Origin of the sequence: Fulvimarina thalattae (assembly GCF_040239565.1) — a bacterium.
GTDB lineage: Bacteria > Pseudomonadota > Alphaproteobacteria > Rhizobiales > Rhizobiaceae > Fulvimarina.
In genome coordinates, this window is record NZ_JBEHWS010000017.1 from 57,350 (window position 1) to 83,225 (window position 25,876).

Sequence of the window (25,876 nt, forward strand, 5' to 3'; positions counted from 1 at the left end):
ATGTCCGGTCGGGAGGGTCGGACCGTCACACCGCCGAAATACGTTCGGTTCTTGCGCGCGGGCCATGAACTTGTCTATTGCGGGCGAAGTAACGGAGTTGAGTTCTCGATGCAAACCGCGCGCTTTTTTATCGGCCAGATCGTCAAGCACAGGGTCTATCCCTTCCGCGGCGTCATCTTCGACGTGGATCCAGTCTTCGACAATACCGAGGAATGGTACGAATCCATTCCCGAAGAAGTTCGGCCGCGCAAGGATCAGCCGTTCTATCATCTGTTTGCGGAGAACGCGGAGACGGAATACGTCGCCTATTGTTCGGAGCAGAATCTGGTGCCCGACGAAACCGGCCAACCGGTGCGCCATCCGCAGATCGGCGAAATGTTCGATGGCCCGGTGGACGGCGCCTACAAGCTGAGAGCGCCAATCCATAACTGACCTTACCGCTCGCTAACGCTGGCTGACGAAACCGGATCAATACCGAGAAAAGGCACCCGATTTTCCGCTTCGTTCCATCACTTGTTAACCATCCCATCCGAGACTGTCTTCTCGCGTGAAATCCGCTCTTCGCGCCAGATAACGGGAGACGGCCGGTATGGCGTTCGATATTTCAAGTTCGGAAGGCGAGTTCGCCGCAGTCTCGGTCGATATCCTCGGCCGGTTCATGCGCTCCGACAGTTCGGAATATCCGTGCCGCATCGACGAGATGTCACCCGGTGCGGCGCAGGTGATTGCGCCCGTCGCGCCCGAAATGCGCGAACGCATCATCGTCTATGCCGATCATGTCGGGCGTCTCGAAGGCGAGGTCGCAGGGGTCTTCGCGGGTGGATTCTCGCTCAAGACGCTGGCCTCCGAGCGCCGACGGGAGAAGCTCGCGGCCAAGCTGACCTGGCTCACAAACCGCCAACTTCTCAACCTGCCCGAAGATCGCCGGCACGAGCGTATCCAGCCGGAAAACCCGTTCCGCGACATCGTCCTCGACGATGGACGGCGCTACAAGGTCAAGATCATCGACCTTTCGCTTTCCGGCGCGGCGCTCCAGTCGAAGGTTCGACCGGTCATCGGCACTTCGATCACGCTCGGCGCCATGCCGGGCCGTATCATCCGCTATCTGGAAGACGGTTTTGCGGTGGAGTTCACGAGCGTTCTCAGCGAGGATGCGCTCCACCGGCTCTTCCGCTGATCGGACCCCGGCAAAGCGGTTAGCCGCGACCGACGAAGGGCATCTTCGTCGCCATCACCGTCATGAACTGAACATTCGCTTCGAGCGGCAGGCTTGCCATGTGCAGCACTGCGTTGGCGACGTGGGAAACATCCATCACGGCCTCCGCGGCGATAGAACCATCCGCCTGGGGCACGCCTTCCGTCATCTTCTGGGCCATTTCGGTCAAGGCATTGCCGATATCGATCTGGCTACAGGCGATATCGAACTTCCGCCCGTCGAGGCTCAGCGTCTTGGTCAACCCGGTCACGGCATGCTTGGACATTGTGTAGGGTACCGAGCCCGGCCGCGGCACATGCGCCGAGATCGACCCGTTGTTGATGATGCGTCCACCCTGCGGTTCCTGCCGGCGCATCAGCGCGAAGGCGGCACGGGCGCAGAGAAACATGCCGGTGATGTTGATCGAGGACACCTTCATCCAGTCCTCGACGGAGATCTCGTCGATCGGCGCGCCGGGCGCATTGACGCCCGCATTGTTGAAGAGCACGTCAAGTCGGCCGAAAGTATCCGCGATTTTGACGAATGCCGCCTCGACCGCTTCCGGATCGGAGACATCGCAGGGCAGTACGAGAGCCGTCTCGTCATATCCTTTCGCCGTTTCCTGCAACGGCTCTTCACGGCGGCCGACGAGGGCGACGCGCCAGCCGTTTTCCAGGAATGCGCGTGCACATGCCTTGCCGATGCCGCTTCCGGCGCCCGTCACGAGAATGGTCTGCATCTGAATTTCGCCTCGCAAGTTTTCGGTCGAATCCGGACTTTATCGATCGGATGTCTCGCGCAGGAGTACCGTCCCGAGGTGCTCAAGGCCACCCTGAGGTTCCATCCAAGCGCCTTTCCGCCCATGAAAAAAGCGGCCTCGAAGGACCGCTTTTCTCGGATCAATGGAGTTGCTCCCTACTGAGCCGTCACGCCGGATTCACCCATCGGAGCGTCGCCTTCCATCATCTCGCCGTCACCGGCCTCCATGGTGCTGTCCGCCTCCGTGTTCTCGGAGCTCATCTCGCCCTCGGGGGCTGCGCCCTCCGGTGTGCCGACGCGGAAGACCTTCACCACCGGTGCCCCGTTCGCCATCGTGGGCGTATCGACCTCGGTCGAACCCTCGCCGAATTCATAGGTGTCGTTCTCGTTGGTCTCATCGTGGAGCATGGCCGCGTAGCTCATGCCCGGCTCCAGTGCCATGTCGGTGGCAACACTGACATCGGCGTTTTCGCCCGCTGCTACAGCAGTATGGCCGATCGACTGCGGCACGACAGGCTGGCCGTCCTGCACCTGATGAATGACGACATAACCGTTACTGGTCGCTGTGACGGAAGGCAGGGTCACATTGCTGCCCTGCGCGACGGCGCCGTTCACTTCGATTGACTGGGCGGACGCGGCCGTTCCCATCGCAACGAGAATGCCGGCGGTGGTCGTCATAAGAGTTTTCATGAAGTTTCTCCCTTTATCAGTTTCGATTATCCGAAGGGCTCGCTCAATCGCGAGATGGGCGGCAGAGCCCTCGGGTTCGATTGAAGAGACAACCGATCGAAAGCGTCATCGTTCCGAAATGGAACCGATTCATTCAATGAAATCAATGGAACGCGCCCGCCGCATCCCCTGCTGGCCACCGGCTTAGCGGGGTTTCGTGACCCGCCGCAGTGTCAGGTTGATCCGGCCGCCATTCTTGAGGAGCGTCGAGGTCGCCGGATAGATGCGGTCCACGCCGTGATAGCTGAGACGCCCCTCCCCTCCGAGGACCACGACATCGCCGGAGTGCAGTTTCACCGAGGTCGTCGGTCCGCCACGTGCCTTCTCGCCGACACGGAACAGGCAGTCATCGCCAAGGGAGACCGAGACGACCGGTGCGCTGAAATCCTCCTCGTCCCGATCCTGGTGAAGGCCCATCTTTGCGCTTGCGGTATAGAAATTGACGAGACAGGCTTCCGGCGGCGCGTCGTAACAGCTGACCTCGTTCCATAAAGACAGAAGCCTCTCTGGAATTGCCGGCCATTGTGCATCGGTCTCCGGGTGGCGGGCCTGATAGCGATAGCCTCCCCTGTCGGCGACCCAGCCGAGTTCGCCGCAATTCGTCATCTGTACCGAAAGCGGCTTGCCCGAGCGCGGCATGACCGGCTGAAAAAGCGGAGCGCCCCTCACCACGGCCCGGACGTCTTCAAGGAGGTCCTCCTGTTCCCTGCGGGAGAGGAAGCCGGAGATATGCCGAACGCCTTCGGGCAATCCACTCACGAGAGATATCCGAGTTGCGCGGCCATCGCGACGGCATGGGTCCGGTTCGATGCCTCGAGCTTGCGTTGGGCGGAGGTGAGATATTGCGAGATCGTATATTCGGAGAGACCGAGGACGATCCCGATCTCCGAGGACGTCTTGCCAAGCATTGCGAGCCGGAGAGAATCCCGCTCCCGCGGCGTCAGCGGATTGTTCCTGCGGTTTTCCTCGAAGCGGACGGCAGCCAGCATGCCAAAAAAGACGAAAGCGAATGAATGAAGTTCGTCGATTACCGCCCGACCTGGAAGAGTGCCGGGGCCAGCGAGGCTCAATGCCCCGCAGAAGGCTGTCATGCCATGGACGGGAAGAAGGACACCTTCCGACCATCCCGCCTTCGAAACGAGCCGCGCACCCTTGGAAGGCTCGCGATCGGAAATGCCATACAGCGTGTCGATGTCCCATTCGAAAGGCATCGGGTCGGTCGTAAGCGTTGCGATGACGACTTTATGCCGGTGCAGCTCGGTCGCCTCGTATGCCCGCTGAAAGGCGGGCGACCAGTTGCCCATGAGATAACGGGTCTGCATGCCCCGCTCGTCTGTCGAGGGCAGGCTCAAGGCCGCCGCGTGGGTGAACCCGCATTCCTGCGCCGCTGCACTCAGTTCGGCTTCCAGCGCAGTTCCGCTCCATGGCTGCGGAATTTCTGTGAGACGTGAGAGGAGAGACCGCGTCACCGGTTCGACCCCGCCGCGCTTCGTATGAGCGCGCTCAGGCAGCTGGCTGGTTTCCAGTCGTCGCAGGTCATTGCCGCACCCCTCTCGATCCGAAAAGCTTGTCCCTCGTGATCTCACAGGAAGCTTGAGTCTTAACCGGTTTCAGCAAGAGATGGGGCCGCTTGGCAACCGTCATCGGAGCCGAAAAACGCGCTCTACGAGCGAGCTGAAACTTGCAATTTCAAGGAGTTGCAAGCAGTTCCAAAAAGTTCCCGCGTTGCACAAAATCACCTTTACCATGACGCAAAGCGATCACGTTTCCGTCAAGAAGGTTAGCGATACGCTCCTTCGTCGGCGGCAACGAGGGCTGGGGCTCAGCCGCCGCAACAAATTGGGGTAGCGCGTATGTCCATGACGGACTGAGCGCTTGGAATGAATGAGAATACGCATGAAAATCACCGCTAAGACCGTTCTTGCCGCAGCCGTTCTGGCTTTCGCTTCTGCCGGATCGACCGTCGTGATGACAGAAACTGCAGCCGCTGCTTCCGCGGGTGGCCACGCTTCCTACTATGGCAAACGCTTCCACGGCCGCACCACCGCCAACGGCGAAAAGTTCAACATGAACGCCATGACCGCAGCTCACAAGACGCTGCCGTTCGGCACCAAGGTGAAGGTCACCAACCGCAACAACGGCAAGTCCGTCGTCGTTCGCATCAACGATCGTGGTCCCTATATCGGCGGCCGCGTCATCGACCTCTCCCGCGGCGCAGCCGCGAAGATCGGCATGCTGAACTCCGGCACCGCCAACGTCAGCATCGACATTCTCTAACGACGATCGGCTTCGCTGCATCTGCGAGAGATCCGGGGACAATTGCAGCTGTCAGCCTAATTTCGTTTCGTGAGCTCTATGGACGTGGGGATCCGTAAGCCTTTGAGGCGGCATGAAGCCGCTTGAAATGAAATTCCGATTTGTTGGTTCAAGCCAAAAGGCGGCGTTTCCAGACCGGAAGCGCCGCCTTTTCGCCTTTTAATGACGTGCACGTGGACCGCGACTCGCGTGCGGCTTGAAATGCGCGAGCCGTGCTATCCGCCGCGATGCGAGTTCTGGCGCACCTTGGAAGGTCGTTGGTAATCAAGGCTATAGTGGCGCAATCGACCGATGGGCTTGTATTACCGTCCCTCGGTGCTACTCCATCATTGAAATCAAAGGTCGTTGCCACACTTAGCTGCGTTGAAAGCGGACACGAGAAACCGCACCTTGATCGGGACCGACAGCCATGGCGCCGTTCGCGCGGTCGAATATGCAACGCATCTCGACCTGCGGGATTGAGATCGGAGAGCCAGTGAGAGGAGACAGAACCCGATGCCGACCATCGCCCTCGTCGATGACGACCGCAACATATTGACGTCCGTGTCGATCGCGCTCGAAAACGAGGGATATAAGGTCGAGACCTACACCGACGGTCTTTCAGCCCTCGACGGCCTTCAGGCGAGCCCACCCCATCTTGCGATCTTCGACATCAAGATGCCGCGCATGGACGGGATGGAACTCCTGCGCCGACTGCGCCAGAAATCCGATATTCCGGTCATCTTCCTGACCTCCAAGGATGAAGAGATCGACGAATTGTTCGGCCTCAAGATGGGCGCCGACGATTATATCCGGAAACCCTTCTCCCAGCGCCTGCTCGTCGAGCGGGTCAAGGCCATCCTGAGGCGCGGCGCGGCCCGCGAGGCGAGCCCAGTACGACCTGGAAACGTCACAAATCCGGAGACGTCGCTCGAACGCGGTCAGCTCGTTATGGATCAGGAACGGCACACCTGCACCTGGAAGAGCAAGCCGGTCACACTGACGGTCACAGAGTTCCTCATCTTGCAATCGCTGGCCCAGCGTCCGGGCGTCGTGAAATCTCGCGATGCCTTGATGGACGCGGCCTACGACGAGCAGGTCTATGTCGACGACCGCACGATCGACAGCCACATCAAGCGGCTTCGCAAGAAGTTCAAGGCGATCGACGACGAATTCGACATGATCGAAACGCTCTATGGCGTCGGTTACCGCTTTCGCGAGATGTGACTCCGAGATGGCCTCTAGGCGAGGCTCATCCACATGTTTTTGCAGCCGAAGACAGGATTTGACGCAAACTTCCGCCGCGAACATGCGAGAGGTTAACGTAGGACACGAAACGCGGAGTTTGCGCGGCACTGATGGCATCGGCCTCTGACGCGACTGATGATGAAGAAACGCGGAAGCGGGAGCGCTCGCGGCGCAGGCGCTTGCGGCGATTCCCCTTCGTTCGGCGAATGCTGTTCCGCTCGAGGTGGCTGCTTTCGCATACGATCTTCTCGTCGCTCACCCGCCGTATCGTCTTCCTCAATCTCGTCGCCCTGATCGTCCTCGTTTCGGGTATCCTCTACCTCAACCAGTTCCGCGCCGGTCTGATCGATGCCCGCGTCGAGAGCCTTCTCACCCAGGGCGAGATCATGGCGGCCGCCATCGCGTCTTCCGCCACTGTCGACACCAATTCGATCACGCTTGATCCCGAAAGACTGCTCGAGCTTCAGGCCGGAGATACCCTGACGCCCTCGTCCAGTGGCGCTGAGAGCCTCGATTTTCCGATCGAACCGGAGCGGGTCGCACCACTTCTCGGACGGCTGATCTCTCCGACCCGGACGCGCGCTCGTCTTTATGATCGCGACAGCAATCTTATCCTCGATACGCGCCATCTCTACGCGCAGGGACAGGTCCTCCGTTACGAACTGCCGCCGATCGAGCAGGAGGAAAGCACCTTTGTCGACAACGCGGTGGGTTGGTTCGAGCGTCTGTTTTCCGGCAGCAAGCTGCCGACCTATCAGGAGACGCCGGGTGGCTCCGGCACCACCTATCCCGAAGTGGTCAACGCCCTCACGGGCGGGCCGGCCACCGTCGTGCGCGCAACGGAGAACGGCGAACTGATCGTCTCGGTCGCGGTGCCAATCCAGCGTTTCCGGGCCGTGCTGGGCGTTCTTCTGCTCTCGACCCAGGGCGGCGACATCGACAAGATCGTCCAGGCTGAGAGGACGGCAATCGTCCGCACCTTCGCGGTCGCGGCTCTCGTCACGATCGCTCTTTCGATCCTGCTTGCTTCGACGATTGCAACACCGCTGCGCAAGCTCTCGGCGGCAGCGGTCCGTGTCCGGCGCGGCGTCAACGTCAGGGCCGAGATTCCGGATTTCGGCGATCGAGCCGACGAAGTCGGCAATCTAGCCGTGGCACTTAAAGACATGACGCGCGCGCTTTACGCGCGTATTGACGCGATCGAGTCCTTCGCGGCCGATGTGAGCCACGAACTCAAGAACCCCCTCACCTCTCTTCGCAGCGCCGTAGAAACCCTGCCGCTTGCCAAGAACGAGACGAACCGAGAACGCCTCCTGGAGATCATCCAGCACGATGTCCGCCGTCTCGACAGGCTGATCACCGACATTTCTGACGCATCGCGCCTCGATGCCGAACTCGCACGGCAGGAAGCGCACACGGTCGATATCGCCAAGCTTCTCGACAATGTCGTCCAGGGTGTGCGCGGGCGCGTCCAACCCGACCGCAAGACGAAGATCGAACTCAAGATTCAGCCCGTTCCGGCGAATATGAAGGGTGGGACTGAAGTCGTCGGCCACGATCTGCGGCTCAGCCAGGTCTTCACCAATCTCATCGAGAACGCGCGCTCCTTCGTTCCGGGTGATGGTGGCCGCATCGAGATCAATGTGCGCCGCCGCAGCAACCGGCTCGTGGTGACCGTCGAAGACAATGGTCCCGGTATCCAGGCCGAAGACGTCGATCGCATCTTCGAGCGCTTTTACACCGATCGGCCGGACGCCGAGGCCTTCGGGCAGAATTCCGGGCTCGGCCTGTCGATCAGTCGGCAGATCGTCGAGGCTCACGGCGGCACGATCCGCGCGGAAAACGTAATCGAGAACCAGACCGTCAAGGGCGCGCGGTTCATCGTCTCGCTGCCCGCCGGAAACTGAGTTCCCAGCCATGCGCGAGAACGTTCACGGCACAGCGCTCATCGTCGGAACGGCCGGCATACTCATTCGCGGCCCGGCCCAAAGCGGCAAGACTAGCCTGTGCATTTCTCTTCTCAGGCGGGCCGGTTCGATCTCGCAAAACGCCTATCTGATTGCCGACGACCGCGTCGATCTCGAACGCACTGACGAAGCGATTGTCATGGTCGCGCCCCGGTCCATCAAGGGGCTCGTGGAAATTGCCGGCGTCGGCATCGTCCCCGAAGAGACTGCCGAGTCCGCGCAGCTTTCGCTGATCATCGACCTGATCGCGTCAGAGGGACGCAGGCGCATGCCGGACGAAGGCGACCAGACCGACATGATCCTTGGTCGGCCTGTTAAGCGTATCGAGATGCCAAGACGAGACGCTGCGTTCTCAGCCGATGTGGTTTTAACGCTGCTGAAAGCTGTTTACTTGCGGACGGGCTGAAAGTCGCCTTGCATTCGCAATCATAACGGTGGACGTTACCGTTGGAAGCGAAGCTCGCACCAGCCAGACGCGTTAAAGTACGAGACCGGCCACTGTCGAACGGCCAATATCTCGAGTGAATACCGGGAGGGCGACTATGGGGATACGGTTTAAGGATTTTAGGCCGAAATGATTGGCCTCGTCCTCGTGACCCACGGCCGTTTGGCCGAGGAATTTCGGAATGCGCTCGAACATGTCGTCGGGCCGCAGGAAGCGTTCGAGTCGATTTCGATCGGCCCGGAAGACGATATGGAACAGCGCCGGACCGACATCATCGCTGCGGTCGGCAGGGCGGAGCGGGGCAAGGGCGTCATCATTCTCACCGACATGTTCGGTGGCACGCCTTCGAACCTCGCAATCTCCGTGATGGACGGAAGCCGTGTCGATGTTCTTGCCGGCGTCAATCTGCCAATGCTGATCAAGCTGGCGAGCGTGCGTGTCGAAAAGCCGATCGAAGAGGCCCTGGTCGATGCGCAGGAAGCGGGCCGAAAATATATCAACGTCGCAAGTCGTGTGCTGAGCGGGACATAGTGATATGAGACGCATCCAACGAGAGGAAGATGAAATCGGACAATCGGTCGTGGTTGCGGCAGATCCACCGGGCAGCGGTAACAAGACCGAGCGGGTTTTGACCATCTGCAATCGCAGAGGTCTCCATGCCCGCGCCTCCGCCCGCTTCGTTCAGACGGTCGATCAGTTCGACGCGGAAGTCACCGTCAAACGGGATGGCATGTCGGTCGGCGGACTTTCTATCATGGGCCTCATGATGCTGGCTGCGACGAAAGGCTCAGACATCCATGTCTATGCGACCGGGCCGGAAGCCGGCGCGGTGGTCGCGGCGCTGACGGACCTCGTCAACGATCGATTTGGCGAAGATTACTGATTTCGAAGCCGATCTCCTGACCATAATCGATAGTCACGCCATCGCCCGAGCGTGCCAGCGGCGTTTTGATCCGCTTTTTCCCGTCCAAGTGACGCCTTCCTTTCCTGTTTTGAAACTCCACGGCGCCACGATGCGGCTTCGGCGTGCAATTCTTCGGGCGATACATCGGCGGCCGCATGTCCTCTATCCGTCAGAGACATCACAAATCGCCGACATCAACACATAAACATTTCTTTATATCCGCTTGAGGTTATGAGCCTCAGCTGCTAAACGGTCATCCAACGCGTCGTGATCTCAAAGCGTCGCGAACCCATTTTGACCGAACAAGGGATTGATATGGACAACCGTATGGACACCCAGAACGATTATGCGATTGCCGATATTTCGCTCGCGGACTACGGCCGCAAGGAAATCGATATCGCGGAAACCGAGATGCCCGGCCTTATGGCCTGCCGTGAGGAATTCGGCGCCGACAAGCCGCTCAAGGGCGCGCGCATTACCGGTTCGCTGCATATGACGATCCAGACCGCGGTTCTGATCGAGACCCTGAAGGAACTCGGCGCCGAACTGCGCTGGGCCTCCTGCAACATCTTCTCGACCCAGGACCACGCCGCGGCTGCGATTGCCGAAGGCGGCACGCCGGTCTTCGCCATCAAGGGCGAGAGCCTGAAGGACTACTGGGCCTACACGGACCAGATCTTCCAGTGGCCGGATGGTCAGCCGTCCAACATGATCCTCGATGATGGTGGCGATGCCACGATGTACATCCTCGTCGGTGCGCGTGCAGAAGCCGGTGAGGACGTTCTTTCCAATCCGGAGTCCGAGGAAGAGGAAGTTCTCTTCGCGCAGATCAAGAAGCGCATGGCTGAGACGCCGGGCTTCTTCAAGAAGCAGCGCGACGCGATCAAGGGCGTCAGCGAGGAAACGACGACGGGCGTCAATCGTCTCTATCAGCTGCAGAAGAAGGGCCGCCTCCCCTTCCCGGCGATCAACGTCAACGACTCGGTCACCAAGTCGAAGTTCGACAACAAGTATGGCTGTAAGGAAAGCCTCGTCGACGGCATCCGTCGCGGCACGGACGTGATGATGGCCGGCAAGGTCGCGGTCGTCTGCGGATATGGCGATGTCGGCAAGGGTGCCGCCCAGTCGCTCCACGGTGCTGGCGCGCGCGTCAAGGTGACCGAAGTCGATCCGATCTGCGCGCTTCAGGCCGCGATGGACGGGTTCGAGGTCGTCACGCTCGAGGATGCTGGCCCGAACGCCGACATTATCATCACGACGACCGGCAACAAGGATATCGTCACCCTCGATCACATGCGATCGTTCAAGGACATGGCGATCGTCGGCAATATCGGTCACTTCGACAACGAGATTCAGGTTGGCGCGTTGCGCAACCAGAAGTGGACGAACATCAAGCCGCAGGTCGACATGATCACCTTCCCGGATGAGAAGCGGATGATCCTTCTGTCGGAAGGCCGTCTTCTCAACCTCGGGAATGCCACCGGCCATCCGAGCTTCGTGATGTCCGCCTCGTTCACGAACCAGGTTCTGGCGCAGATCGAACTCTACAAGAACACCGATCAGTACGAGAACAAGGTCTACGTCCTGCCGAAGCATCTCGATGAGAAAGTTGCGCGTCTGCATCTCGGCAAGCTTGGCGCAAACTTGACTGAGCTCAGTCAGGCACAGGCCGACTACATCGGCGTCGAGCGGCAGGGTCCTTACAAGCCAGAGCATTACCGCTACTAAGTCGAACAGATCGACTGACCGACATTATCAAAGCCGCCGAAGTCAATCGCCTCGGCGGCTTTTTCTTTGCGTTTGTTCCTCTTTTGGACGCGTTGCGCAGACTCGGGCGATGTTTAATAGTGTTTAAATTGGGGCGGTTATGGATGGCGGGACCGCCCTGAGTGTATCGCGTTGCACGGTTAATTCGATTTCGAGAATGCGGCGATAACGGGGATCAGACGATGAACGAGGGGGTATCGGTTTCACGCGGAAGCGCGTGGAAGCCTGGATGGATTCGGACTGTTCCGGGTAGCGAATTGATATCCAAGCGGACTGCTTCAGAGCTGGCGGCGACCTCCGGAAAGTCCAGTTTCGGACTTTGCCTCTTCACGCTTTTTATTCTGCAGATCGCGACCCCGGCTTCCGCACAAACCGGCCTCATCCGAGACTCCGCGCCGATTACCGCGCTCGCCCTGATCGCGGTGGCGCTCGGCACCATGATGGTCTGTGCCGTCTATCTGATGAAATATCGCGCTTCCCTGACGCGCGAGAATGATCGCCTACGCGCCGAGGTTGCCGACCGGACGCAGGAAGCGAACGAATTCCAGGCGCTTCTCGGCGCAAGCGATCAGCGTCTTCTGGTCTATCGCGGCTCCGAAAGACCAAGGGTCTTCGGCGAACTGCCGAAACAGGCCAGCTCGCCGAAATCGCCAGCACGTTTCCTGACTTTCACCGAATGGCTCCCGACTGAAGGCGCCGGCAATCTCGCGGCCGCGATCGAGCAGTTGCGCACCGATGCCACCCCGTTCGCGCTCTCGCTGGATACCCGCTCGAACGAGCTGATCGAGGTGACAGGTCGCACCCATGGCGGGCTCGCACTGGTGCGCTTTACCCATACGGCGGGTCTCAGAGCCAAGCTCAAACGCGCCGGCAACGAACTGTCGGAAGCCCTCGGCACGATCGACACAATGCAGGCGCTGCTCGACACGGCTCCATTGCCGGCCTGGCTGCGCGATCGGGACGGCAAGCTCTACTGGGTCAATCAGGCCTTCTCGAAATCCGTCGATGGCGGATCGCCTGAAGAGGTTGTCGAAAAGAGCACGGAATTTCTCGCCGAAAACGACCGGCGCGAAGTGGCGGACGCAGTTTCTCAATACGGGCTCTACACCGGCAAACTCTCGACGGTGGTCGATGCCGACCGCCACATCTTCGACGTCACCGAACTTGCCGGTCAGCTCGGCACCGCCGGCCTTGCGATCGATGTTTCGGAAACCGAGAACATTCGCCGCGAATTACGTCAGACGATCGACAGCCAGTCGGAGACGCTCGACAAGCTCGGCACCGCCGTTGCCCGCTTCGACCCAGACACGCGGCTCGCCTACTACAATGCCGCATTCAAAAGCCTCTTCGAACTTTCGGACACCTTCCTCCAGTCCGATCCCGATCACGTCGCATTTCTCGACCATCTGCGTCATGGGGGTGTTCTTCCGACAGAGACAGCTTTCCCAAGCCAGAGGCGCAAGGAAGATCTTGCCGCCTACAGCGCCACGGATCCGACCGAGACCATGTGGCACCTGTCAAACGGGCGGACCCTTCGCGTCGTCGCGACACCCCACCCGCAGGGCGGTGCGACCTTCGTCTTCGAGGACATCACCGAGCGGCTCAAGCTGGAGATGGAGATCAAGACGGTCGCCCAGCTTCAGCGCGAAACGCTCGACTATCTGGGCGAAGGCGTGGCTGTGTTCGGAAGCGACGGGCGGCTTCAGCTCTCCAATCCGATCTTCGGCGAGATGTTCGAGCTCGATGAGACGTTCCTGAAGTCCAAGCCCCGCATCCAGACCTTCGGGGATACCGCCCGCATCCGGATCGAGGACGGAACGACCGGCGCACCCGGTTGGAAGAGACTGGCGGTCCTCGTCACCTCGATCGACGAGAACGGGCGCAAGTCGGAAAGCGGCGAAATCCATCTCTCCAACGGAATGATTCTGACCTACAAGGCAGTCCCGCTGCCGAACGCGCAAACCATGCTGACCTTCTCGGACGTCTCCGACGCCCGCGCTGCCGAGCGCATGCTGCGCGAGAAAAACGAAGCACTCGAGGAAGCGAACCGGATCAAATACAACTTCGTCTCCTTCATGAGCTACGAACTCCGCTCGCCGCTGACAACCGTGATCGGCTTCTCTCAGCTCCTCGCCGAACCAGAACTCGGCACACTCAACGAGCGCCAGACCGACTATCTGGAGCACATCAATTCCTCGACGCGCTCGCTGCTTGCGATGGTCAACGACACTCTCGACCTCGCGACGATCGACGCGGGCATCATGGAGCTGGAAGTCTCGGCGGTCGACATCGCGACGCGTGTGGAGAATGCCGTCGAAGGCGTTCAGGAGCGTCTGCACGAGAACCAGCTGAAGCTGAACGTCGACCTTACCAAGAGCGGCGGCGTCATCGAAGCCGACGGCGCACGGCTGACGCAGATCCTCTACAATCTCCTTTCCAATGCGACGAACTTCGCCCCGCAAGGCTCCGAGATCGAACTCACCGCCTGGAAGACAGAGAACGATGCGGAGGTGTGCTTCGCAGTCACGGATCGTGGACCGGGAATCGCGGCCGATCAGGTCGAGCGCATCTTCGAGCGTTTCGAGACCAATGCCGAAGGCGGACGGTCTTCAGGGCCAGGCCTCGGGCTATCCATCGTGAAAAGCCTTGTCGAACTCCACGGCGGCGACATCCGGGTCGAGGCGCCTGAGGGCGGCGGAACGTGCGTCGTGTGCACACTTCCGGCAAAGCAGAGCCAGCCGGACCCGGAACCACCTGTCGGCAGCGATGCAACAGGACCGGGCAAACCTGCTGGTCATAAAGCATCCACCTATCGGTATGCCGCAGAATGAACCATATGGTGTCGCCTAACGAAGCTGGTGACACTCTAAACGGCTCTCTTCCCATGGTAACCGGGGGACATGACACGGCGATGACCGCTCTTCAGACGATCAAGGTCATCGAACTTCCCGATGCCGCGGCAACCGAACGCCTGGGCGAAGATATCAGTCTTGTTCTGAAGCAGGGTGATGCTGTCGCACTGCTCGGCGATCTCGGCGCTGGCAAGACGACCCTCGCCCGCGCCGCCATACGCGCCATCACCGGCGATGATGAACAGGAAGTACCCTCGCCCACCTTCACGCTTGTCCAGAGCTATACTGGCCGTCTTCCAGTTTCGCATTTCGATCTCTACCGTCTGGCTGACGAGTCCGAGATGGCGGAACTTGGCGTCGACGAAGCGCTCGCGACCGGCGCCGTCCTTGTCGAATGGCCTCAGAAGGTCGAGGCGGTTCTTGCGCGCTGCAACATAGCCATCGAACTCCAGGCCAGCGAAGACGGCGGGCGCCGCGCGGCCATTGCGGCATCGGGCGATGCCATCGCGCGCATCGAACGAACCCTCGAAATCCGGGATTTCTTGTCGAAGTCCCGCCTCTCCTGCAATCGCCGAAAGCACTACACGGGCGATGCCTCATCGCGCCGGTACGAGACGGTCGATGTCGAAGGCGGGTCTCTCGTCTTGATGGATTCGCCCAGCCAGCCCGACGGTCCGCCGATCCGCGACGGCCAGCCCTATAGCCGGCTCGTTCATCTTGCCGAAGATGTCCGGCCTTTTGTCGCCGTCGCGCGCGCACTCGTTGATGGCGGTTTTTGCGCACCGCGCGTGATGGAGCAGGATCTCGCCTGTGGCCTGCTACTGACCAGCAATCTCGGCACGAAGACGATCCTCCGGCCTGACAACACGCCTGACCCTGAGCGCTATCGCGCTGCCGTTGAATGCCTGGCGCGGATGCATACCGTCGCGTGGAAACCCGATCTGGTGATCGAGGCAGACGAGATCCACCATGTCGACCGTTTCGACGCCGACGCGATGATGACGGAAGCGGACCTCCTGATCGACTGGTATGTGCCGGATGCGCTCGGACGCCAGCCGACGGATGACGAAAGGGATCGCTTCCACGAAGCGTGGTCGCTGGTGTTCGATGAGATCGCCGATGCCGAGCACAATCTCGTCCTCCGCGATTTCCATTCGCCCAACATCATCTGGCAACCGGACGCGATCGGGACGGCGCGGATCGGCCTCATCGATTTTCAGGACGCCGTCATCGGTCCCACCGCCTATGACGTCGCTTCACTGGCGCAGGACGCCCGCGTCAACGTGCCCCCGGAGCTCGAAGCCTCGCTCGTTTCGGCCTATGTCGCGGCGCGGCGCGGCAGCGATCCCGACTTCAAGCCGTTCATTTTCGAACGCGATTACGCGGTAATGGCAGCCCAGCGCGCAACCAAGGTGCTCGGAATTTTCGTGCGTCTTTCGGTGCGCGATGGAAAATCGCAATACAGGCGTCATATTCCGCACGTACGCGGCTATCTCAGGCGGGCCCTCGACCATCCAACACTGGCGGCCGTCAAATCCCTTTACGCCGATTGGGGCATCGTCGGAAACAACCTGACATCAAGACGCGCATGAACGACGCAACGACGACACCCATACACGCCAAAGCCGACAATGGCGCCCGGCCGAAGACCGCGATGATGCTATCAGCCGGGCTCGGCAAGCGCCTGCGGCCGATCACATCCACCGTTCCCAAACCGCTCGTCGAGGTGCGCGGCAAGGCGCTGATCGATTACGGCCTGGACGCCCTCGTGCGGGCCGGCATCGAGAAGGTGGTCGTCAATGTCCACTATCTGCCGGATCTGATGCGCGCTCACCTGCGCAAGCGCAAGGATATCGAGATCGTCGTATCCGACGAAAGCGATCTCCTCCTTGATTCAGGCGGCGGCATCGTGAAGGCCCTCCCTCATCTCGGATCGGAGCCCTTCTTCGTCCTCAACTCCGATACCTTCTGGATCGAGAGCTACCGCGCCAATCTCGACGTTCTCGCCGATCTCTGGCGCCCGGATCAGATGGACGTCAGTCTGCTGATCGCCGACATGGCCCAATCGACCGGGTATGACGGGCGCGGCGATTTCGTGATGAACGCTGCTGGCCGTCTGACACGCCGCGAAGAGCGTGACATGTCGCCCTTCATCTACGCGGGTGCCGGCATCTTCAAGCCGGAGCTCTTCGAAGGGTACGAAGCCAAACCCTTCTCGCTGAACCGCATCTTCGACAGCACGATCGAAGCCGAGCGAATTTTCGGCGTCCGCCTGAGCGGCCTCTGGCTGACGGTCGGCACGCCGCTGGCGATCAAGCAGGCGGAAGCCGCCTTTCTCGCAAGCGCAGCCTGACACCCCGTGGTTCGGTTCGATCCGGACTATCGCCTCTCAAGCACAAAGAGCGTTACTCGGCCGCCTCGCGATCGAGATCACCGATAAAACCGCCGGACTGGCGGTTCCAGAGCTGTGCGTAGAGCCCGCCGCGGCGGATAAGATCGGCATGGCGACCTTCTTCGACGATACGGCCCTCATCGATGACAATCAGGCGATCGAGGGAGGCGATCGTCGAGAGACGGTGCGCGATGGCGATGACCGTCTTGCCCTCCATCATGTGGTTGAGGTTTTCCTGGATCGCGGCTTCGACCTCTGAATCGAGCGCGCTCGTCGCCTCGTCGAGCAGAAGGATCGGCGCATCCTTGAGGAGCACGCGGGCGATCGCGATCCGCTGACGCTGGCCTCCTGAGAGCTTGATCCCACGCTCGCCGACGGTCGCCTTGTAGCCGGCATTGCCCTTCGGATCGCGCAGCGTCGGGATGAATCCTGAGGCATTGGCACGTGTTGCCGCCTCGAAGACCTCCTCGTCGGTGGCATCGCTCCGCCCATAGGCGATGTTCTCACGGATCGACCGGTGCAACAGCGCCGTATCCTGCGTCACGACACCGATTGCCGCACGAAGCGAAGCCTGCGTCACCTCCGAGATGTTCTGCCCGTCGATGGTGACGCGACCGTCTTCCACGTCGTAGAGCCGCAGGAGAAGGTTCACGAGTGTCGTCTTGCCTGCCCCAGATCGCCCGACGAGACCCACTTTCTCACCCGGCTTGATATCGAGCGAAAAGTTCTCGATCACGCCTTCGCCCTTGCCATAGTGGAAGGTGATGTTCTCGAAGGAAACCGCGCCCTTCTCCACCTTCAGTGGCAGCGCGTCCGGCTTGTCGATGAGGTTCGGAAGCGGGCTGATCGTTGCGACGGCATCCTGGATCGTTCCGTAATTCCTCACGAGCCCGTTGATATTGAACATCATCCAGCCCGACATCTGGTTGAGTCGAAGGACGAGACCGAGCGCAGCCGCGACGCCGCCGGTCGTCACCGAGCCCGCCTGCCAGCCGATGATCGCGACCCAGCCGACGCCGGTCATCATCAGCCCGTTGAGGATAGCGATCGCCGTGCGGATCGTCGTCAGCGCGCGGCAGAGCCGGCGCACTGCCTCGACATATCTGGCGAAACCGTCCTTGACGAAAGCGTCTTCCTTGCGGGTCGAATCGAAGAGTTTCACCGAGAGAATATTGGTGAAGCTATCGACCACGCGGCCCGTCCAGACAGAGTTCGCATTCGCCCGCTCGCGGCCGAGAATGCGGATCTGCGGCAGGAGATTGCGGATCATCCAGACATAGCCGAGCGACCAGAGCGCGAGCACAACCGACATGCGCCAGTCGATCGCGCCGAGGATCGAGATCGTGAGCACGACGAAGGTGATGAAGGACCAGAAGGTCTGGAGGATCGTCGTGACGAAATCGCCCGTCGCCTGCCCCGCCTGCTGCACCTTCTGGGCGAGCCGGCCCGCGAAATCGTTCTGGAAAAAGGTGTAGCTCTGCTCGATGATCCGCCGATAGCTCTGCCACCGGATGCGGTTGAAGAAGCTCGGCGCGATCATCTGCTCTTCGAGGACGGACGCCGCAAAGAGAACCAGGGCACGGCCAATCAGCGTGACAAAAAGAAGCCCGGCGATCAGCCAGAAATGCTCGGCGAGGAACGTGGCGGGAGACGTCCCGTCCATCGCGTCCACCAGCCAGCCGACCCCGGTGAACATGATGGCTTCGACAAGCCCCGTCAGGCCGCCGCAGACGAGGAGACCGATCAGCGGCCACTTCGCCTGCTTGGCGAAGTGCCAGATAAACTGGTTGGCGTCGTTCGGCAGCGGATCGAGATGGCCGACGCGGTTGAACCGCGCGTGCTCTTCCGCCTCGCCCTTGTCCTCGAAAGGATCGAGGACGTTCTCGAAGCGCTTGAGGAAACCGTCCATCATCATTCGGCCGCCCTCGCATCCGTGTTGTCCGTCGGCTCCTCACCAAGGAGGAAGCCGCCGGCCTGCCGTTCCCAGAGCTGCGCGTAGAGACCGCCCGCCGCGACCAGCTCACTATGTGTTCCCTCCTCCACGATCTTACCTTCGTCGAGAACGATGAGCCGATCGAGCGCAGCGATGGTCGAGAGGCGGTGAGCGACGGCGATAACGGTCTTGTTCTCCATGAGCCGGTAGAGATTGTCCGAGATCGCGGCCTCGACCTCGGAATCAAGCGCGCTCGTCGCCTCGTCGAGAAGCAGGATCGGCGCGTCCTTCAGCATAACGCGGGCGATCGCGATGCGCTGACGCTGCCCGCCGGACAATTTGACGCCCCGCTCGCCCACTTCGGCGTCGAGCCCGCGCTGGCCCTTATGGTCGATCAGGTCAGCGACGAAATCGGCGGCCTTGGCCGCCTTGAGAGCCGCCTGTACCTCCGCCTCGGTCGCGTCCGGCTTGCCGTAGAAAATGTTCTCGCGGATCGAACGGTGAAGTAGCGAGGTATCCTGCGTCACCATGCCGATCCGCTCGCGAAGCTGGTCCTGCCCGGCTTCGGAAATATCGAGGCCGTCGATGGTGATGCGGCCCTTCTCCACGTCGTGAAAACGGAGAAGCAGGTTCAGGATCGTCGACTTGCCGGCGCCGGAGCGCCCCACGAGCCCGACCTTTTCGCCCGGCCGGATTCGAAGCGAAAAGTCGTCGAGGACGCCGCCTTCCTTGCCATAGTGGAAGGTGACGTTGTCGAAGTCGATCGCACCGCGCCGCACTTCGAGCGGCGCAGGCTCCCGTCTGTCGACGACCTGATGCGGCCGCTTGAAGGTCTCCATGCCGTCGCGGATCGTGCCGAGATTTTCGAAGAGCGACGAGACCTCCCACATGATCCAGTGGCTCATGCCCTGGACACGCAGCACGATGCCGATCGCGGCCGCAATTGCGCCGGCCGTGACGAGCCCGCCGGTCCACGTGGCGACGCCCACTGCGCCGACGCCGAAGAGCAGCAGCGAATTCAGGAACTGCAGCACGAAGATGAACTGTGTGATCAGACGCGACTGGTCGTAGACCGGGTTGAGGAAGATGCGCATGGACTGGCGGGCATAGTCCGCCTCGCGCCGGGTATGGGCGAAGAGCTTCACCGCCTCGATATTGGCATAGGCGTCGACGACGCGGCCCGTCATCTCCGCCCGCGCATCGGCCTGTCGCTGGGAGACCCGGTCGAGGCGCGGGATAAAATAAGCAAGCATCACGACGTAAAGCGCGACATAGCCGACGAAGGGCAGCGTCATGCGCCAGTCGGTAGAACCAACGACGACAAGAATGCCAGACATGTAGACGATGATGTAGAGGAAGACGTCTATCGACTTGACGATCACCTCGCGCACCGCGAGCGCGGTCTGCATCAGCTTCTGGGAAACCCTGCCTGCAAATTCGTCCTGAAAGAACGAGACCGAATGGCCGAGCAACCAGCGATGCATCGTGTAACGGAAGCGCATCGGCAGATTGCCGAAGATCGCCTGGAAGCTCACGAACCCGTCGAGCAGCATGAGCGCCGGCAGAACGAGGAGTATGAGGAGGCTGAGGCCCGTCAACTGCCAGCCGTAGTCGGCGAGGAAGGTTTCACGATCTGCGCCCGCGAACCAGTCGATCAGGTCACCAAGAAAGGCAAACAGCGAAACCTCGATCGCCGAAAAGGTGAAGGTGAGAATGACGAGCGCCGTCAACAGACGCCATGCCGGCCTGGCGAAATGCCAGATGAAAGCCCCGACTGAATGGGTCGGCGGCGCGGAAACGGGCAATTCGGGGAACGGATCGAGAAGCCGTTCGAAACGAGCGAACATCGAGAAACCAATGTGTGATGCCACATCGGATCGATGCGGGATATGAGAAGCTTGAAGTGAACGCAGCAGCGTTCTGCGCGTCAACCATCGCGCGCTGTCGATAGGGCGGATATAGGCCATTATCGGCGCGATCACACCGGGCGCTCGCAACCCTTTGATCGCGTAAAGTACCACCGGGGAGCAGACAGACCATGGCGATTTCGATCGCGCTTTATCAGCCCGACATCGCGGGAAACACCGGCGCCGTGATGCGCACGGCGGCCTGCCTCGACCTTCGAATCGAGATCATCGAACCGACCGGCTTCGAGCTGTCAGACCGCTCCCTGAAGCGCGCCGGCATGGATTATCTCTCGCTCGCCAATCTCACCAAGCATGTCGATTTCGATACCTTCGAGCGTTGGCGGATCGGCGAGAACCGTCGCCTGATTCTGCTGACAACGAAAGCCGACGCAATCGTCTGGGATTTCGAATTTCGCGACGGTGACATCGTGATGTTCGGGCGGGAGACCGCCGGCGTGCCGGATGAGGTCCATGCTGCCGCCGACGCGCGGCTGACGATCCCGATGCAGCCGGGCGCGCGTTCCATGAACCTCTCGGCCTCCGTTGCCCTCGTTTCGGGCGAAGCGGTCCGCCAGCTTCGACTGCGGTAAGAGGTTCAGATCGCCGTGACTTAACGGCAAGTCTTCCCCCGCAAGCCTCGACCGCAGCATTAATGTCAGCTATCGCACCGAGTGAAACGACACGAGGAGGTTTGCGGTGCTCAGAAACTTCACCGTCAAGGACGTCAGGGATCAATCTGGCCGGACATTCTTCGTCACCGGCGCAAATTCCGGTATCGGGCTCGAAACCGCACGTGTTCTCGCCAGCAACGGCGCCCGTGTCCTTCTCGGGTGTCGCTCGGCAGCCAAGGCGCGGTCGGCGGTCGCCGAAATCCGCCTCGATAATCCGAATGCCGATCTCGGTTTCATTCCAATTGATCTCGCAAACCTCGCTTCCGTCCGCGAAGCAGCCGCCCAGGTAAACGCGGAGGAAAGGCTTGACGTCCTCGTCAACAATGCCGGCGTCATGGTGCCGCCGCTGGAACACACCAAGGACGGCTTCGAGCTCCAGTTCGGCGTCAATCACCTCGGAACGTTCGCCCTGACCGGCCTCTTGCTCTACCAGCTGCTTCAGCGCCCCTATTCGCGGATCGTCATCACCAGCTCGATCGCCCACCGGAACGGCGCGATCGATTTCGACGATCTCAACGCCGAACAGGACTATAACCGGCTGAAGCGCTACCAGATGAGCAAGCTCGCCAATCTTCTGCACATGTACGAGCTCGACCGCAGGCTGCGCGACGCGAAAGCCGATGCAATCGCGCTCGCCTGTCATCCGGGCGTCGCGGCCACCAATCTGATGCGGTTCCTGCCCGGCCCGGCGCGTTATCTGATGCTGCCCGGCCAGTTCTTTCTCAACACCGCCGCCGAAGGCGCCTGGCCCACCCTTGCAGCCGCCACCTCGCCCAGGCTCGACGGCGGAGCTTATGTCGGCCCGAGCAAACGCGGCGAAACGGCAGGCCCGGCGACCCTCGCAAAATCAGCTAAACGCGCGCGAGACCCGGATCTCGCCAAGCGTCTCTGGGACGTTTCGTCTGAGATGACTGGCGTGGCTTACCCGGTGTGAGATCGTTCCGCTCCACAGCGCGTCGCTCAATCCGCCGGTTTGATGTGGATCAGGAACAGAAGGATAGGCGTGCAAAGCGGTCCGTTCGCTCTTTGAAACGCCAAGACCATCTGCATGCAGTAATTAAGGTGGCGTGACGCCCACAACCGAAATCCGCGATTTCCGGAACTGTCTTTCTGCCTCCGCTCAGCAGCAATTCCTGCTTCATGAGTTGCCGTAGACGAAAACAATATCGCGCTCGTCGCGGACCGCCTTTTCGAGAAAGGCACGGATCCCCTCTGACTCATAGGCAAGGTTCCCGATGTGGTCGATCCACTGGTAGGGGTCTTCCAGCTCCTGGTCGACAGACCGATCCACCGCCTCCTCCAACGTTTCGCTTTCCATCTTGTAGTCAGGGTTTTCTACGTAGAATTCTCTCACAGACTTTTCGGCAGCGCGGCGGATCGTGGCCTCGCCAGCCTTTGCGGCTTCGTTCTCTTCACCATCGGCGAAAGCAGTCACCTCCTCCTGTGCGGCAGCGATAGCGCTCCATTCCGCGAGAAGGGTTGCAATATCCTCGTGTGACACGGCCGTCGCATAGGCATGGTAACCCATAGGACCAAGCTTCTCGGTGACTGCGAGCGGGTGAGCGGCATCGAAGCTGTCCGAGCCGGCAAGGGCTGCGAACATGTTGGCAAGGCTCGTGTCCCCTCGCGCAGCGAAATAGTTCGCTGGAACCTGAAGATCGGCAAAAGGAAAGAGAAGGTCGTGGCGGTCTCCTTCAGTGGTCATTGCCCGCAAGAGCAGTACGATGGCGAAACCGTTGACGCTTTCATTGGGTCGGGCTTTGCCGGCGATCAGGTCGGAGACAGCATCCTTCCAGAGGTCCGGTTTGCTATAGCGCTCGGTGAGCCCGTTCTCCTCCACCGCCGCGTCGTCAGCCAGCATCTTCGCCTCCAGCATTCTGTCGCCCGAGCCGATAGCGTTCGCTATCTTGGTGGCGTCAACGCTGTAAAGCGTCATCCAATACTCCGTCGCGTGAGAAGCGCGAGGGAGGAACGCCACTACGGCAAACACGAGCGCCGCAAGAAGGGTGTTGGCCATTGGAATTTCTCGAGATGTAACTGATCAGGTCGATGGTCGAAAAAGGCGCAGACAGAACCAGGGTTCCAGATCAGAGGTACAACCATTTTAAATTAAAAAGCGCCGACTTAATCGGAAAACAGGGCCAATCATAGAGCACCGGCTTCAACCTGACTCTCTCAATTATGCTGAAACCATCAGCCATGTCATCATCGTCGTCAGAGGTGAGTCTCGACAGAAATGACAGGCATAAAATATCCGGTTTGAAATAGGCTCCGGTTCAAATGAGACAGCGCGACGCGGCGGATTGATCAAGCAGGGGAATATCTCTGTCGGGTGGTTTGCAACCTGTCCGAATTTGCTAAATGGCTATGAACCGGACGCTCGCTGCGTTGGCCGCAATTTCACAACCATGACCTCTGGGCTTGTTTCAAGCCGGCTAGCTGGTACCAGGCTTTCCATGTACACCAACAAGCAACCCCGCTGCACCTCTGCCATGCAGGTCAAATCCTTCTTCACTCTCTTTCGTCAGAAAGACGAGACGATGCGGACATAAAGTCCACAAGAAAGTAAGCAGCTTTGGGAAGTCAATCATGTCGCAAAACATGAGTGTACCTGAAACTAAATTGGGTGGTACAATTTATATGCGTTACGCAATTTTCATTTTTACCGTATTTTCTTACCTGATGCTTTCTCTAAGCACAAGTCAAGCCGGATTTTTCGACTCAGCCTTTGGTGTAGAACCGTCCTGCGAGATAGAAGACACCGATTGCATCCGTGCCCTGTACATACATGAAATCATCCAACGCACAATAGACGACAGCTCTCCGACATATGCGGCGCGCGACTTCGCCCACGAGTCTATCGACTGGAGCAAATCGCAACGCGATAACGCCCTTGCCAAATTCGCGGACGTGCCCGTCGATAGCAGTTTTATGGACGCCTACGAAGATGAGCGTAATCAGATCGAGGCACATAAGTCCTTCAATTATACCGGCATCTTGAGGGCGGTTGAGGAGGGCAATTGGCCTGATGGAGTCGAATGGTCCGACTTTATCTCCAAGGCCGTGTCAGAAACTCTCTACAATACACAATCCGCCGATAAGCTCTGGCTGCTTTGGCAAGAAAACCAAGGGTTCTTTGAAGAATATGCCAAAACCGAGAGCGTTAGTATAATGGATTGGGGCTTGTTTGAAAAGACGGAGGAAACACTGGACTTCCTGATGTCTGATCAAGCAGACCAGCAGGTGGCTATGCGCGGTCTCGATTCGATTGTCTGGGCGATACAAGTATTCTGTCAAAACGGACAAACGAAACAATCGGATGCGCTGATTTCAGCCTATGATCGCATTGCCGCGACGCAGCAATATACCGACGAAGCAGACTTTTTACCGCTCAAACAAGAGGCGCTGATCGCCTTATCCTGTGGCACGGAAAAAGAAGGGAATTCTAAATTTGAAGATTTGGCCACGTTGGTCAACGCCAAGGTAGAGAAGCAGGGAGATACGTTCGAGACAGACTGGGCCTATGACGGGCTGATGGATGTGGCCATCCCCTATGCGCTAAAGAAATGGAAAGCAGGCGAAAAGACTGCTGCCCGAAAAATCTTTCTGCGCGGTGCGTCACGCAAGATCGTGGTCACATCGCAAATCGAAGGTAAATCGATAAAAGACATATCAGTATGGGATGTTCTGGTGGAGAAAACATCGCCTGAGCTCGCTGAAATTGCAGAACGACGCTTGACCGAGAAAATCAAGGAAATAATGAAAGATGCCGATGAGGCCTCTGCCTATGATTTACGCCTAGATACGCGCTATGATTACTTTGCAGAAGATTTTGATCCCACTTTCGAAATTTGCTGTGTACATAAGCAATTATTGAAAGACATGCTCGAAACCATCGAAGCAGCGAGGGACTCCCATGATGTCGCGGAGGTTTCTGCCAAATTGCTTGAATTGATGGACCGATACGAAAACGTAGAAGGAGAGCAATACATCGATCGCACGACGACGGAGTTACGCTTGGCGGCACTTGAGCGCGCGCGTGGCTGCAACCATTCTGCAGAAACACAACAGTATTGGTTGCGATCTGCTACCGAAGGTAAATACTCCAGCACTCGCGCTGAAGCGTTGGCCGCATTTCTCACTTATCGGAATACGGAACCGGGTACCTCGACGCCCGAAGAAGCATGCCTTTTCGAGTAGCCGCTTTCTATGCCGAAGCGCGCTACTCCGCAGCATTCCTGTCGAAGCGACCAACATTCCACCGCGCTTCGGCGCCTCATCGCAAAGGACGACAGGAGGCCTAACGTTCAACAACCCGGGGATTCAACGGCTCGGAGTTGAGCTTAAGCAGTACGACTCCACCAAATGCTGCATTCCCTGCGAGCTTCGGTTGTCCCGGCCGCAGTCTACATCTTGGCCATCTCCCGCTGCACGAAGCCGATGGACCAGGCGGGCGCGATCCGCCAGAGTAGGTTGAGCAGCTTAGCGTCTTTGCCGACGAGGATATCCAGCTTTCCGGCTTCCATGCCATCGAGGATGATGGATGCCGCTTTCGCCGGCGGCAAGGCCGGGTTCGCGGCTGACGAATTTCGTCCCAGATTTCCCGTATCGACATTGGAATTCTGCGTGATGGCCGTGTTCACCGCACCGGGTATTGCGACGCTCACCGCGACGGACTTGTCGATCAGTTGGACACCTCGAAGAACCTTGATTCCCCCGGACGAAGGCGGCTTGAATGTCGTTTCGGGATCGTGGCCGCTCTGAAGCGGCGCGTTTCCATGGTTCTTGCGATTTACGGTCTGCGTTTTTGCC

The 25,876-nt window shown here is 59.7% G+C and carries 23 protein-coding genes and 1 pseudogene; 15 read left to right on the forward strand and 9 right to left on the reverse strand.

Annotation, left to right across the window (positions count from 1 at the left end):
- Positions 1-108: 108 nt before the first annotated feature.
- Complete coding sequence (gene hspQ, locus ABRA89_RS17585; RefSeq protein WP_349942799.1) at positions 109-432, forward strand: heat shock protein HspQ; 324 nt, start codon at positions 109-111, stop codon at positions 430-432.
- Between the two features lie 157 nt (positions 433-589).
- Positions 590-1,177 (forward strand): PilZ domain-containing protein, encoded by a 588-nt coding sequence (locus ABRA89_RS17590; protein ID WP_349942800.1) that lies wholly within the window; start codon positions 590-592, stop codon positions 1,175-1,177.
- Between the two features lie 19 nt (positions 1,178-1,196).
- Here the strand turns inward: ABRA89_RS17590 and ABRA89_RS17595 are convergent, their stop codons facing one another.
- From ABRA89_RS17595 to ABRA89_RS17610, 4 genes are all read right to left on the reverse strand, one after another.
- Positions 1,197-1,934, reverse strand: a complete 738-nt coding sequence (locus ABRA89_RS17595) for an SDR family oxidoreductase (protein WP_349942801.1) — start codon at positions 1,932-1,934, stop codon at positions 1,197-1,199.
- 176 nt (positions 1,935-2,110) lie between these two features.
- Positions 2,111-2,644: a DUF7282 domain-containing protein gene (locus ABRA89_RS17600; RefSeq protein ID WP_349942802.1), complete on the reverse strand. Its 534-nt coding sequence runs from the start codon at positions 2,642-2,644 to the stop codon at positions 2,111-2,113.
- 183 nt (positions 2,645-2,827) lie between these two features.
- Positions 2,828-3,442 carry an alpha-ketoglutarate-dependent dioxygenase AlkB family protein gene (locus ABRA89_RS17605; RefSeq protein WP_349942803.1) on the reverse strand — a complete coding sequence of 205 codons (615 nt, stop codon included), beginning with the start codon at positions 3,440-3,442 and terminating at the stop codon, positions 2,828-2,830.
- A complete protein-coding gene (locus ABRA89_RS17610; RefSeq protein WP_349942804.1) occupies positions 3,439-4,152 on the reverse strand; it encodes a helix-turn-helix transcriptional regulator in 714 nt (237 codons plus the stop codon). The genes ABRA89_RS17605 and ABRA89_RS17610 overlap by 4 nt, the downstream gene beginning before the upstream one ends.
- Positions 4,153-4,579: 427 nt before the next feature.
- Between ABRA89_RS17610 and ABRA89_RS17615 the strand changes: the two genes are divergently transcribed.
- The 6 genes from ABRA89_RS17615 to ABRA89_RS17640 all read left to right on the forward strand — a co-directional run bounded on the left by ABRA89_RS17615 (position 4,580) and on the right by ABRA89_RS17640 (position 9,521).
- The gene (locus ABRA89_RS17615) at positions 4,580-4,960 is read left to right on the forward strand and encodes a septal ring lytic transglycosylase RlpA family protein (RefSeq protein WP_349942805.1); all 381 of its coding nucleotides are present in this window, start codon (positions 4,580-4,582) and stop codon (positions 4,958-4,960) included.
- A 534-nt stretch (positions 4,961-5,494) separates the two neighbouring features.
- On the forward strand, positions 5,495-6,205 hold the full coding sequence (locus ABRA89_RS17620) for a response regulator transcription factor (protein ID WP_349942806.1): 711 nt from the start codon (positions 5,495-5,497) through the stop codon (positions 6,203-6,205).
- A gap of 131 nt (positions 6,206-6,336) precedes the next feature.
- A complete protein-coding gene (locus tag ABRA89_RS17625) occupies positions 6,337-8,133 on the forward strand; it encodes a stimulus-sensing domain-containing protein (RefSeq protein ID WP_463671315.1) in 1,797 nt (598 codons plus the stop codon).
- A gap of 10 nt (positions 8,134-8,143) precedes the next feature.
- On the forward strand, positions 8,144-8,599 hold the full coding sequence (locus ABRA89_RS17630) for an HPr kinase/phosphorylase (RefSeq protein WP_349942808.1): 456 nt from the start codon (positions 8,144-8,146) through the stop codon (positions 8,597-8,599).
- A 168-nt stretch (positions 8,600-8,767) separates the two neighbouring features.
- The gene (locus tag ABRA89_RS17635) at positions 8,768-9,169 is read left to right on the forward strand and encodes a PTS sugar transporter subunit IIA (RefSeq protein ID WP_349942809.1); all 402 of its coding nucleotides are present in this window, start codon (positions 8,768-8,770) and stop codon (positions 9,167-9,169) included.
- 4 nt (positions 9,170-9,173) lie between these two features.
- Positions 9,174-9,521 (forward strand): HPr family phosphocarrier protein, encoded by a 348-nt coding sequence (locus ABRA89_RS17640; RefSeq protein ID WP_349942810.1) that lies wholly within the window; start codon positions 9,174-9,176, stop codon positions 9,519-9,521.
- Here ABRA89_RS17640 and ABRA89_RS17645 read toward each other — a convergent pair.
- The gene (locus ABRA89_RS17645) at positions 9,493-9,699 is read right to left on the reverse strand and encodes a hypothetical protein (protein WP_349942811.1); all 207 of its coding nucleotides are present in this window, start codon (positions 9,697-9,699) and stop codon (positions 9,493-9,495) included. The two genes, ABRA89_RS17640 and ABRA89_RS17645, sit on opposite strands and share 29 nt — an antisense overlap.
- A gap of 170 nt (positions 9,700-9,869) precedes the next feature.
- Between ABRA89_RS17645 and ahcY the strand changes: the two genes are divergently transcribed.
- From ahcY to ABRA89_RS17665, 4 genes are all read left to right on the forward strand, one after another.
- Positions 9,870-11,270, forward strand: coding sequence for an adenosylhomocysteinase (ahcY, locus tag ABRA89_RS17650; protein ID WP_349942824.1), 1,401 nt, complete (start codon positions 9,870-9,872; stop codon positions 11,268-11,270).
- A 296-nt stretch (positions 11,271-11,566) separates the two neighbouring features.
- Positions 11,567-14,140: a sensor histidine kinase gene (locus ABRA89_RS17655; RefSeq protein ID WP_349942812.1), complete on the forward strand. Its 2,574-nt coding sequence runs from the start codon at positions 11,567-11,569 to the stop codon at positions 14,138-14,140.
- 80 nt (positions 14,141-14,220) lie between these two features.
- Complete coding sequence (gene tsaE / locus ABRA89_RS17660) at positions 14,221-15,753, forward strand: tRNA (adenosine(37)-N6)-threonylcarbamoyltransferase complex ATPase subunit type 1 TsaE (protein WP_349942813.1); 1,533 nt, start codon at positions 14,221-14,223, stop codon at positions 15,751-15,753.
- Complete coding sequence (locus tag ABRA89_RS17665; RefSeq protein ID WP_349942814.1) at positions 15,750-16,514, forward strand: nucleotidyltransferase family protein; 765 nt, start codon at positions 15,750-15,752, stop codon at positions 16,512-16,514. Before tsaE ends, ABRA89_RS17665 begins: the two co-directional genes overlap by 4 nt.
- 52 nt (positions 16,515-16,566) lie before the next feature.
- Here the strand turns inward: ABRA89_RS17665 and ABRA89_RS17670 are convergent, their stop codons facing one another.
- Both ABRA89_RS17670 and ABRA89_RS17675 read right to left on the reverse strand, forming a co-directional pair.
- Complete coding sequence (locus tag ABRA89_RS17670; RefSeq protein WP_349942815.1) at positions 16,567-18,468, reverse strand: ABC transporter ATP-binding protein; 1,902 nt, start codon at positions 18,466-18,468, stop codon at positions 16,567-16,569.
- Positions 18,465-20,333: an ABC transporter ATP-binding protein gene (locus tag ABRA89_RS17675; RefSeq protein WP_349942816.1), complete on the reverse strand. Its 1,869-nt coding sequence runs from the start codon at positions 20,331-20,333 to the stop codon at positions 18,465-18,467. Before ABRA89_RS17675 ends, ABRA89_RS17670 begins: the two co-directional genes overlap by 4 nt.
- Positions 20,334-20,524: 191 nt before the next feature.
- Between ABRA89_RS17675 and ABRA89_RS17680 the strand changes: the two genes are divergently transcribed.
- Both ABRA89_RS17680 and ABRA89_RS17685 read left to right on the forward strand, forming a co-directional pair.
- Positions 20,525-20,983 (forward strand): tRNA (cytidine(34)-2'-O)-methyltransferase, encoded by a 459-nt coding sequence (locus ABRA89_RS17680; RefSeq protein ID WP_349942817.1) that lies wholly within the window; start codon positions 20,525-20,527, stop codon positions 20,981-20,983.
- A 106-nt stretch (positions 20,984-21,089) separates the two neighbouring features.
- Positions 21,090-21,998 (forward strand): oxidoreductase, encoded by a 909-nt coding sequence (locus tag ABRA89_RS17685; protein ID WP_349942818.1) that lies wholly within the window; start codon positions 21,090-21,092, stop codon positions 21,996-21,998.
- Positions 21,999-22,202: 204 nt separating this feature from the next.
- Here the strand turns inward: ABRA89_RS17685 and ABRA89_RS17690 are convergent, their stop codons facing one another.
- Complete coding sequence (locus tag ABRA89_RS17690) at positions 22,203-23,000, reverse strand: hypothetical protein (protein ID WP_349942819.1); 798 nt, start codon at positions 22,998-23,000, stop codon at positions 22,203-22,205.
- Positions 23,001-23,653: 653 nt separating this feature from the next.
- Between ABRA89_RS17690 and ABRA89_RS17695 the strand changes: the two genes are divergently transcribed.
- Positions 23,654-25,264: a hypothetical protein gene (locus ABRA89_RS17695; RefSeq protein WP_349942820.1), complete on the forward strand. Its 1,611-nt coding sequence runs from the start codon at positions 23,654-23,656 to the stop codon at positions 25,262-25,264.
- Between the two features lie 206 nt (positions 25,265-25,470).
- On the opposite strand, the pseudogene ABRA89_RS17700 reads toward ABRA89_RS17695, so the two are convergent.
- A pseudogene (locus ABRA89_RS17700) lies at positions 25,471-25,876 on the reverse strand (hypothetical protein); the annotation flags it as partial.

Bases quoted from the DNA above. Each gene is read 5' to 3' on its own strand.
- hspQ (WP_349942799.1), top strand. From the start codon at position 109: ATGCAAACCGCGCGCTTTTTTATCGGCCAGATCGTCAAGCACAGGGTC.
- ABRA89_RS17590 (WP_349942800.1), top strand. From the start codon at position 590: ATGGCGTTCGATATTTCAAGTTCGGAAGGCGAGTTCGCCGCAGTCTCG.
- ABRA89_RS17595 (WP_349942801.1), bottom strand. From the start codon at position 1,934: ATGCAGACCATTCTCGTGACGGGCGCCGGAAGCGGCATCGGCAAGGCA.
- ABRA89_RS17600 (WP_349942802.1), bottom strand. From the start codon at position 2,644: ATGAAAACTCTTATGACGACCACCGCCGGCATTCTCGTTGCGATGGGA.
- ABRA89_RS17615 (WP_349942805.1), top strand. From the start codon at position 4,580: ATGAAAATCACCGCTAAGACCGTTCTTGCCGCAGCCGTTCTGGCTTTC.
- ABRA89_RS17620 (WP_349942806.1), top strand. From the start codon at position 5,495: ATGCCGACCATCGCCCTCGTCGATGACGACCGCAACATATTGACGTCC.
- ABRA89_RS17625 (WP_463671315.1), top strand. From the start codon at position 6,337: ATGGCATCGGCCTCTGACGCGACTGATGATGAAGAAACGCGGAAGCGG.
- ABRA89_RS17630 (WP_349942808.1), top strand. From the start codon at position 8,144: ATGCGCGAGAACGTTCACGGCACAGCGCTCATCGTCGGAACGGCCGGC.
- ABRA89_RS17635 (WP_349942809.1), top strand. From the start codon at position 8,768: ATGATTGGCCTCGTCCTCGTGACCCACGGCCGTTTGGCCGAGGAATTT.
- ABRA89_RS17640 (WP_349942810.1), top strand. From the start codon at position 9,174: ATGAGACGCATCCAACGAGAGGAAGATGAAATCGGACAATCGGTCGTG.
- ABRA89_RS17645 (WP_349942811.1), bottom strand. From the start codon at position 9,699: ATGCGGCCGCCGATGTATCGCCCGAAGAATTGCACGCCGAAGCCGCAT.
- ahcY (WP_349942824.1), top strand. From the start codon at position 9,870: ATGGACACCCAGAACGATTATGCGATTGCCGATATTTCGCTCGCGGAC.
- tsaE (WP_349942813.1), top strand. From the start codon at position 14,221: ATGACCGCTCTTCAGACGATCAAGGTCATCGAACTTCCCGATGCCGCG.
- ABRA89_RS17665 (WP_349942814.1), top strand. From the start codon at position 15,750: ATGAACGACGCAACGACGACACCCATACACGCCAAAGCCGACAATGGC.
- ABRA89_RS17670 (WP_349942815.1), bottom strand. From the start codon at position 18,468: ATGATGATGGACGGTTTCCTCAAGCGCTTCGAGAACGTCCTCGATCCT.
- ABRA89_RS17675 (WP_349942816.1), bottom strand. From the start codon at position 20,333: ATGTTCGCTCGTTTCGAACGGCTTCTCGATCCGTTCCCCGAATTGCCC.
- ABRA89_RS17680 (WP_349942817.1), top strand. From the start codon at position 20,525: ATGGCGATTTCGATCGCGCTTTATCAGCCCGACATCGCGGGAAACACC.
- ABRA89_RS17690 (WP_349942819.1), bottom strand. From the start codon at position 23,000: ATGACGCTTTACAGCGTTGACGCCACCAAGATAGCGAACGCTATCGGC.
- ABRA89_RS17695 (WP_349942820.1), top strand. From the start codon at position 23,654: ATGTCGCAAAACATGAGTGTACCTGAAACTAAATTGGGTGGTACAATT.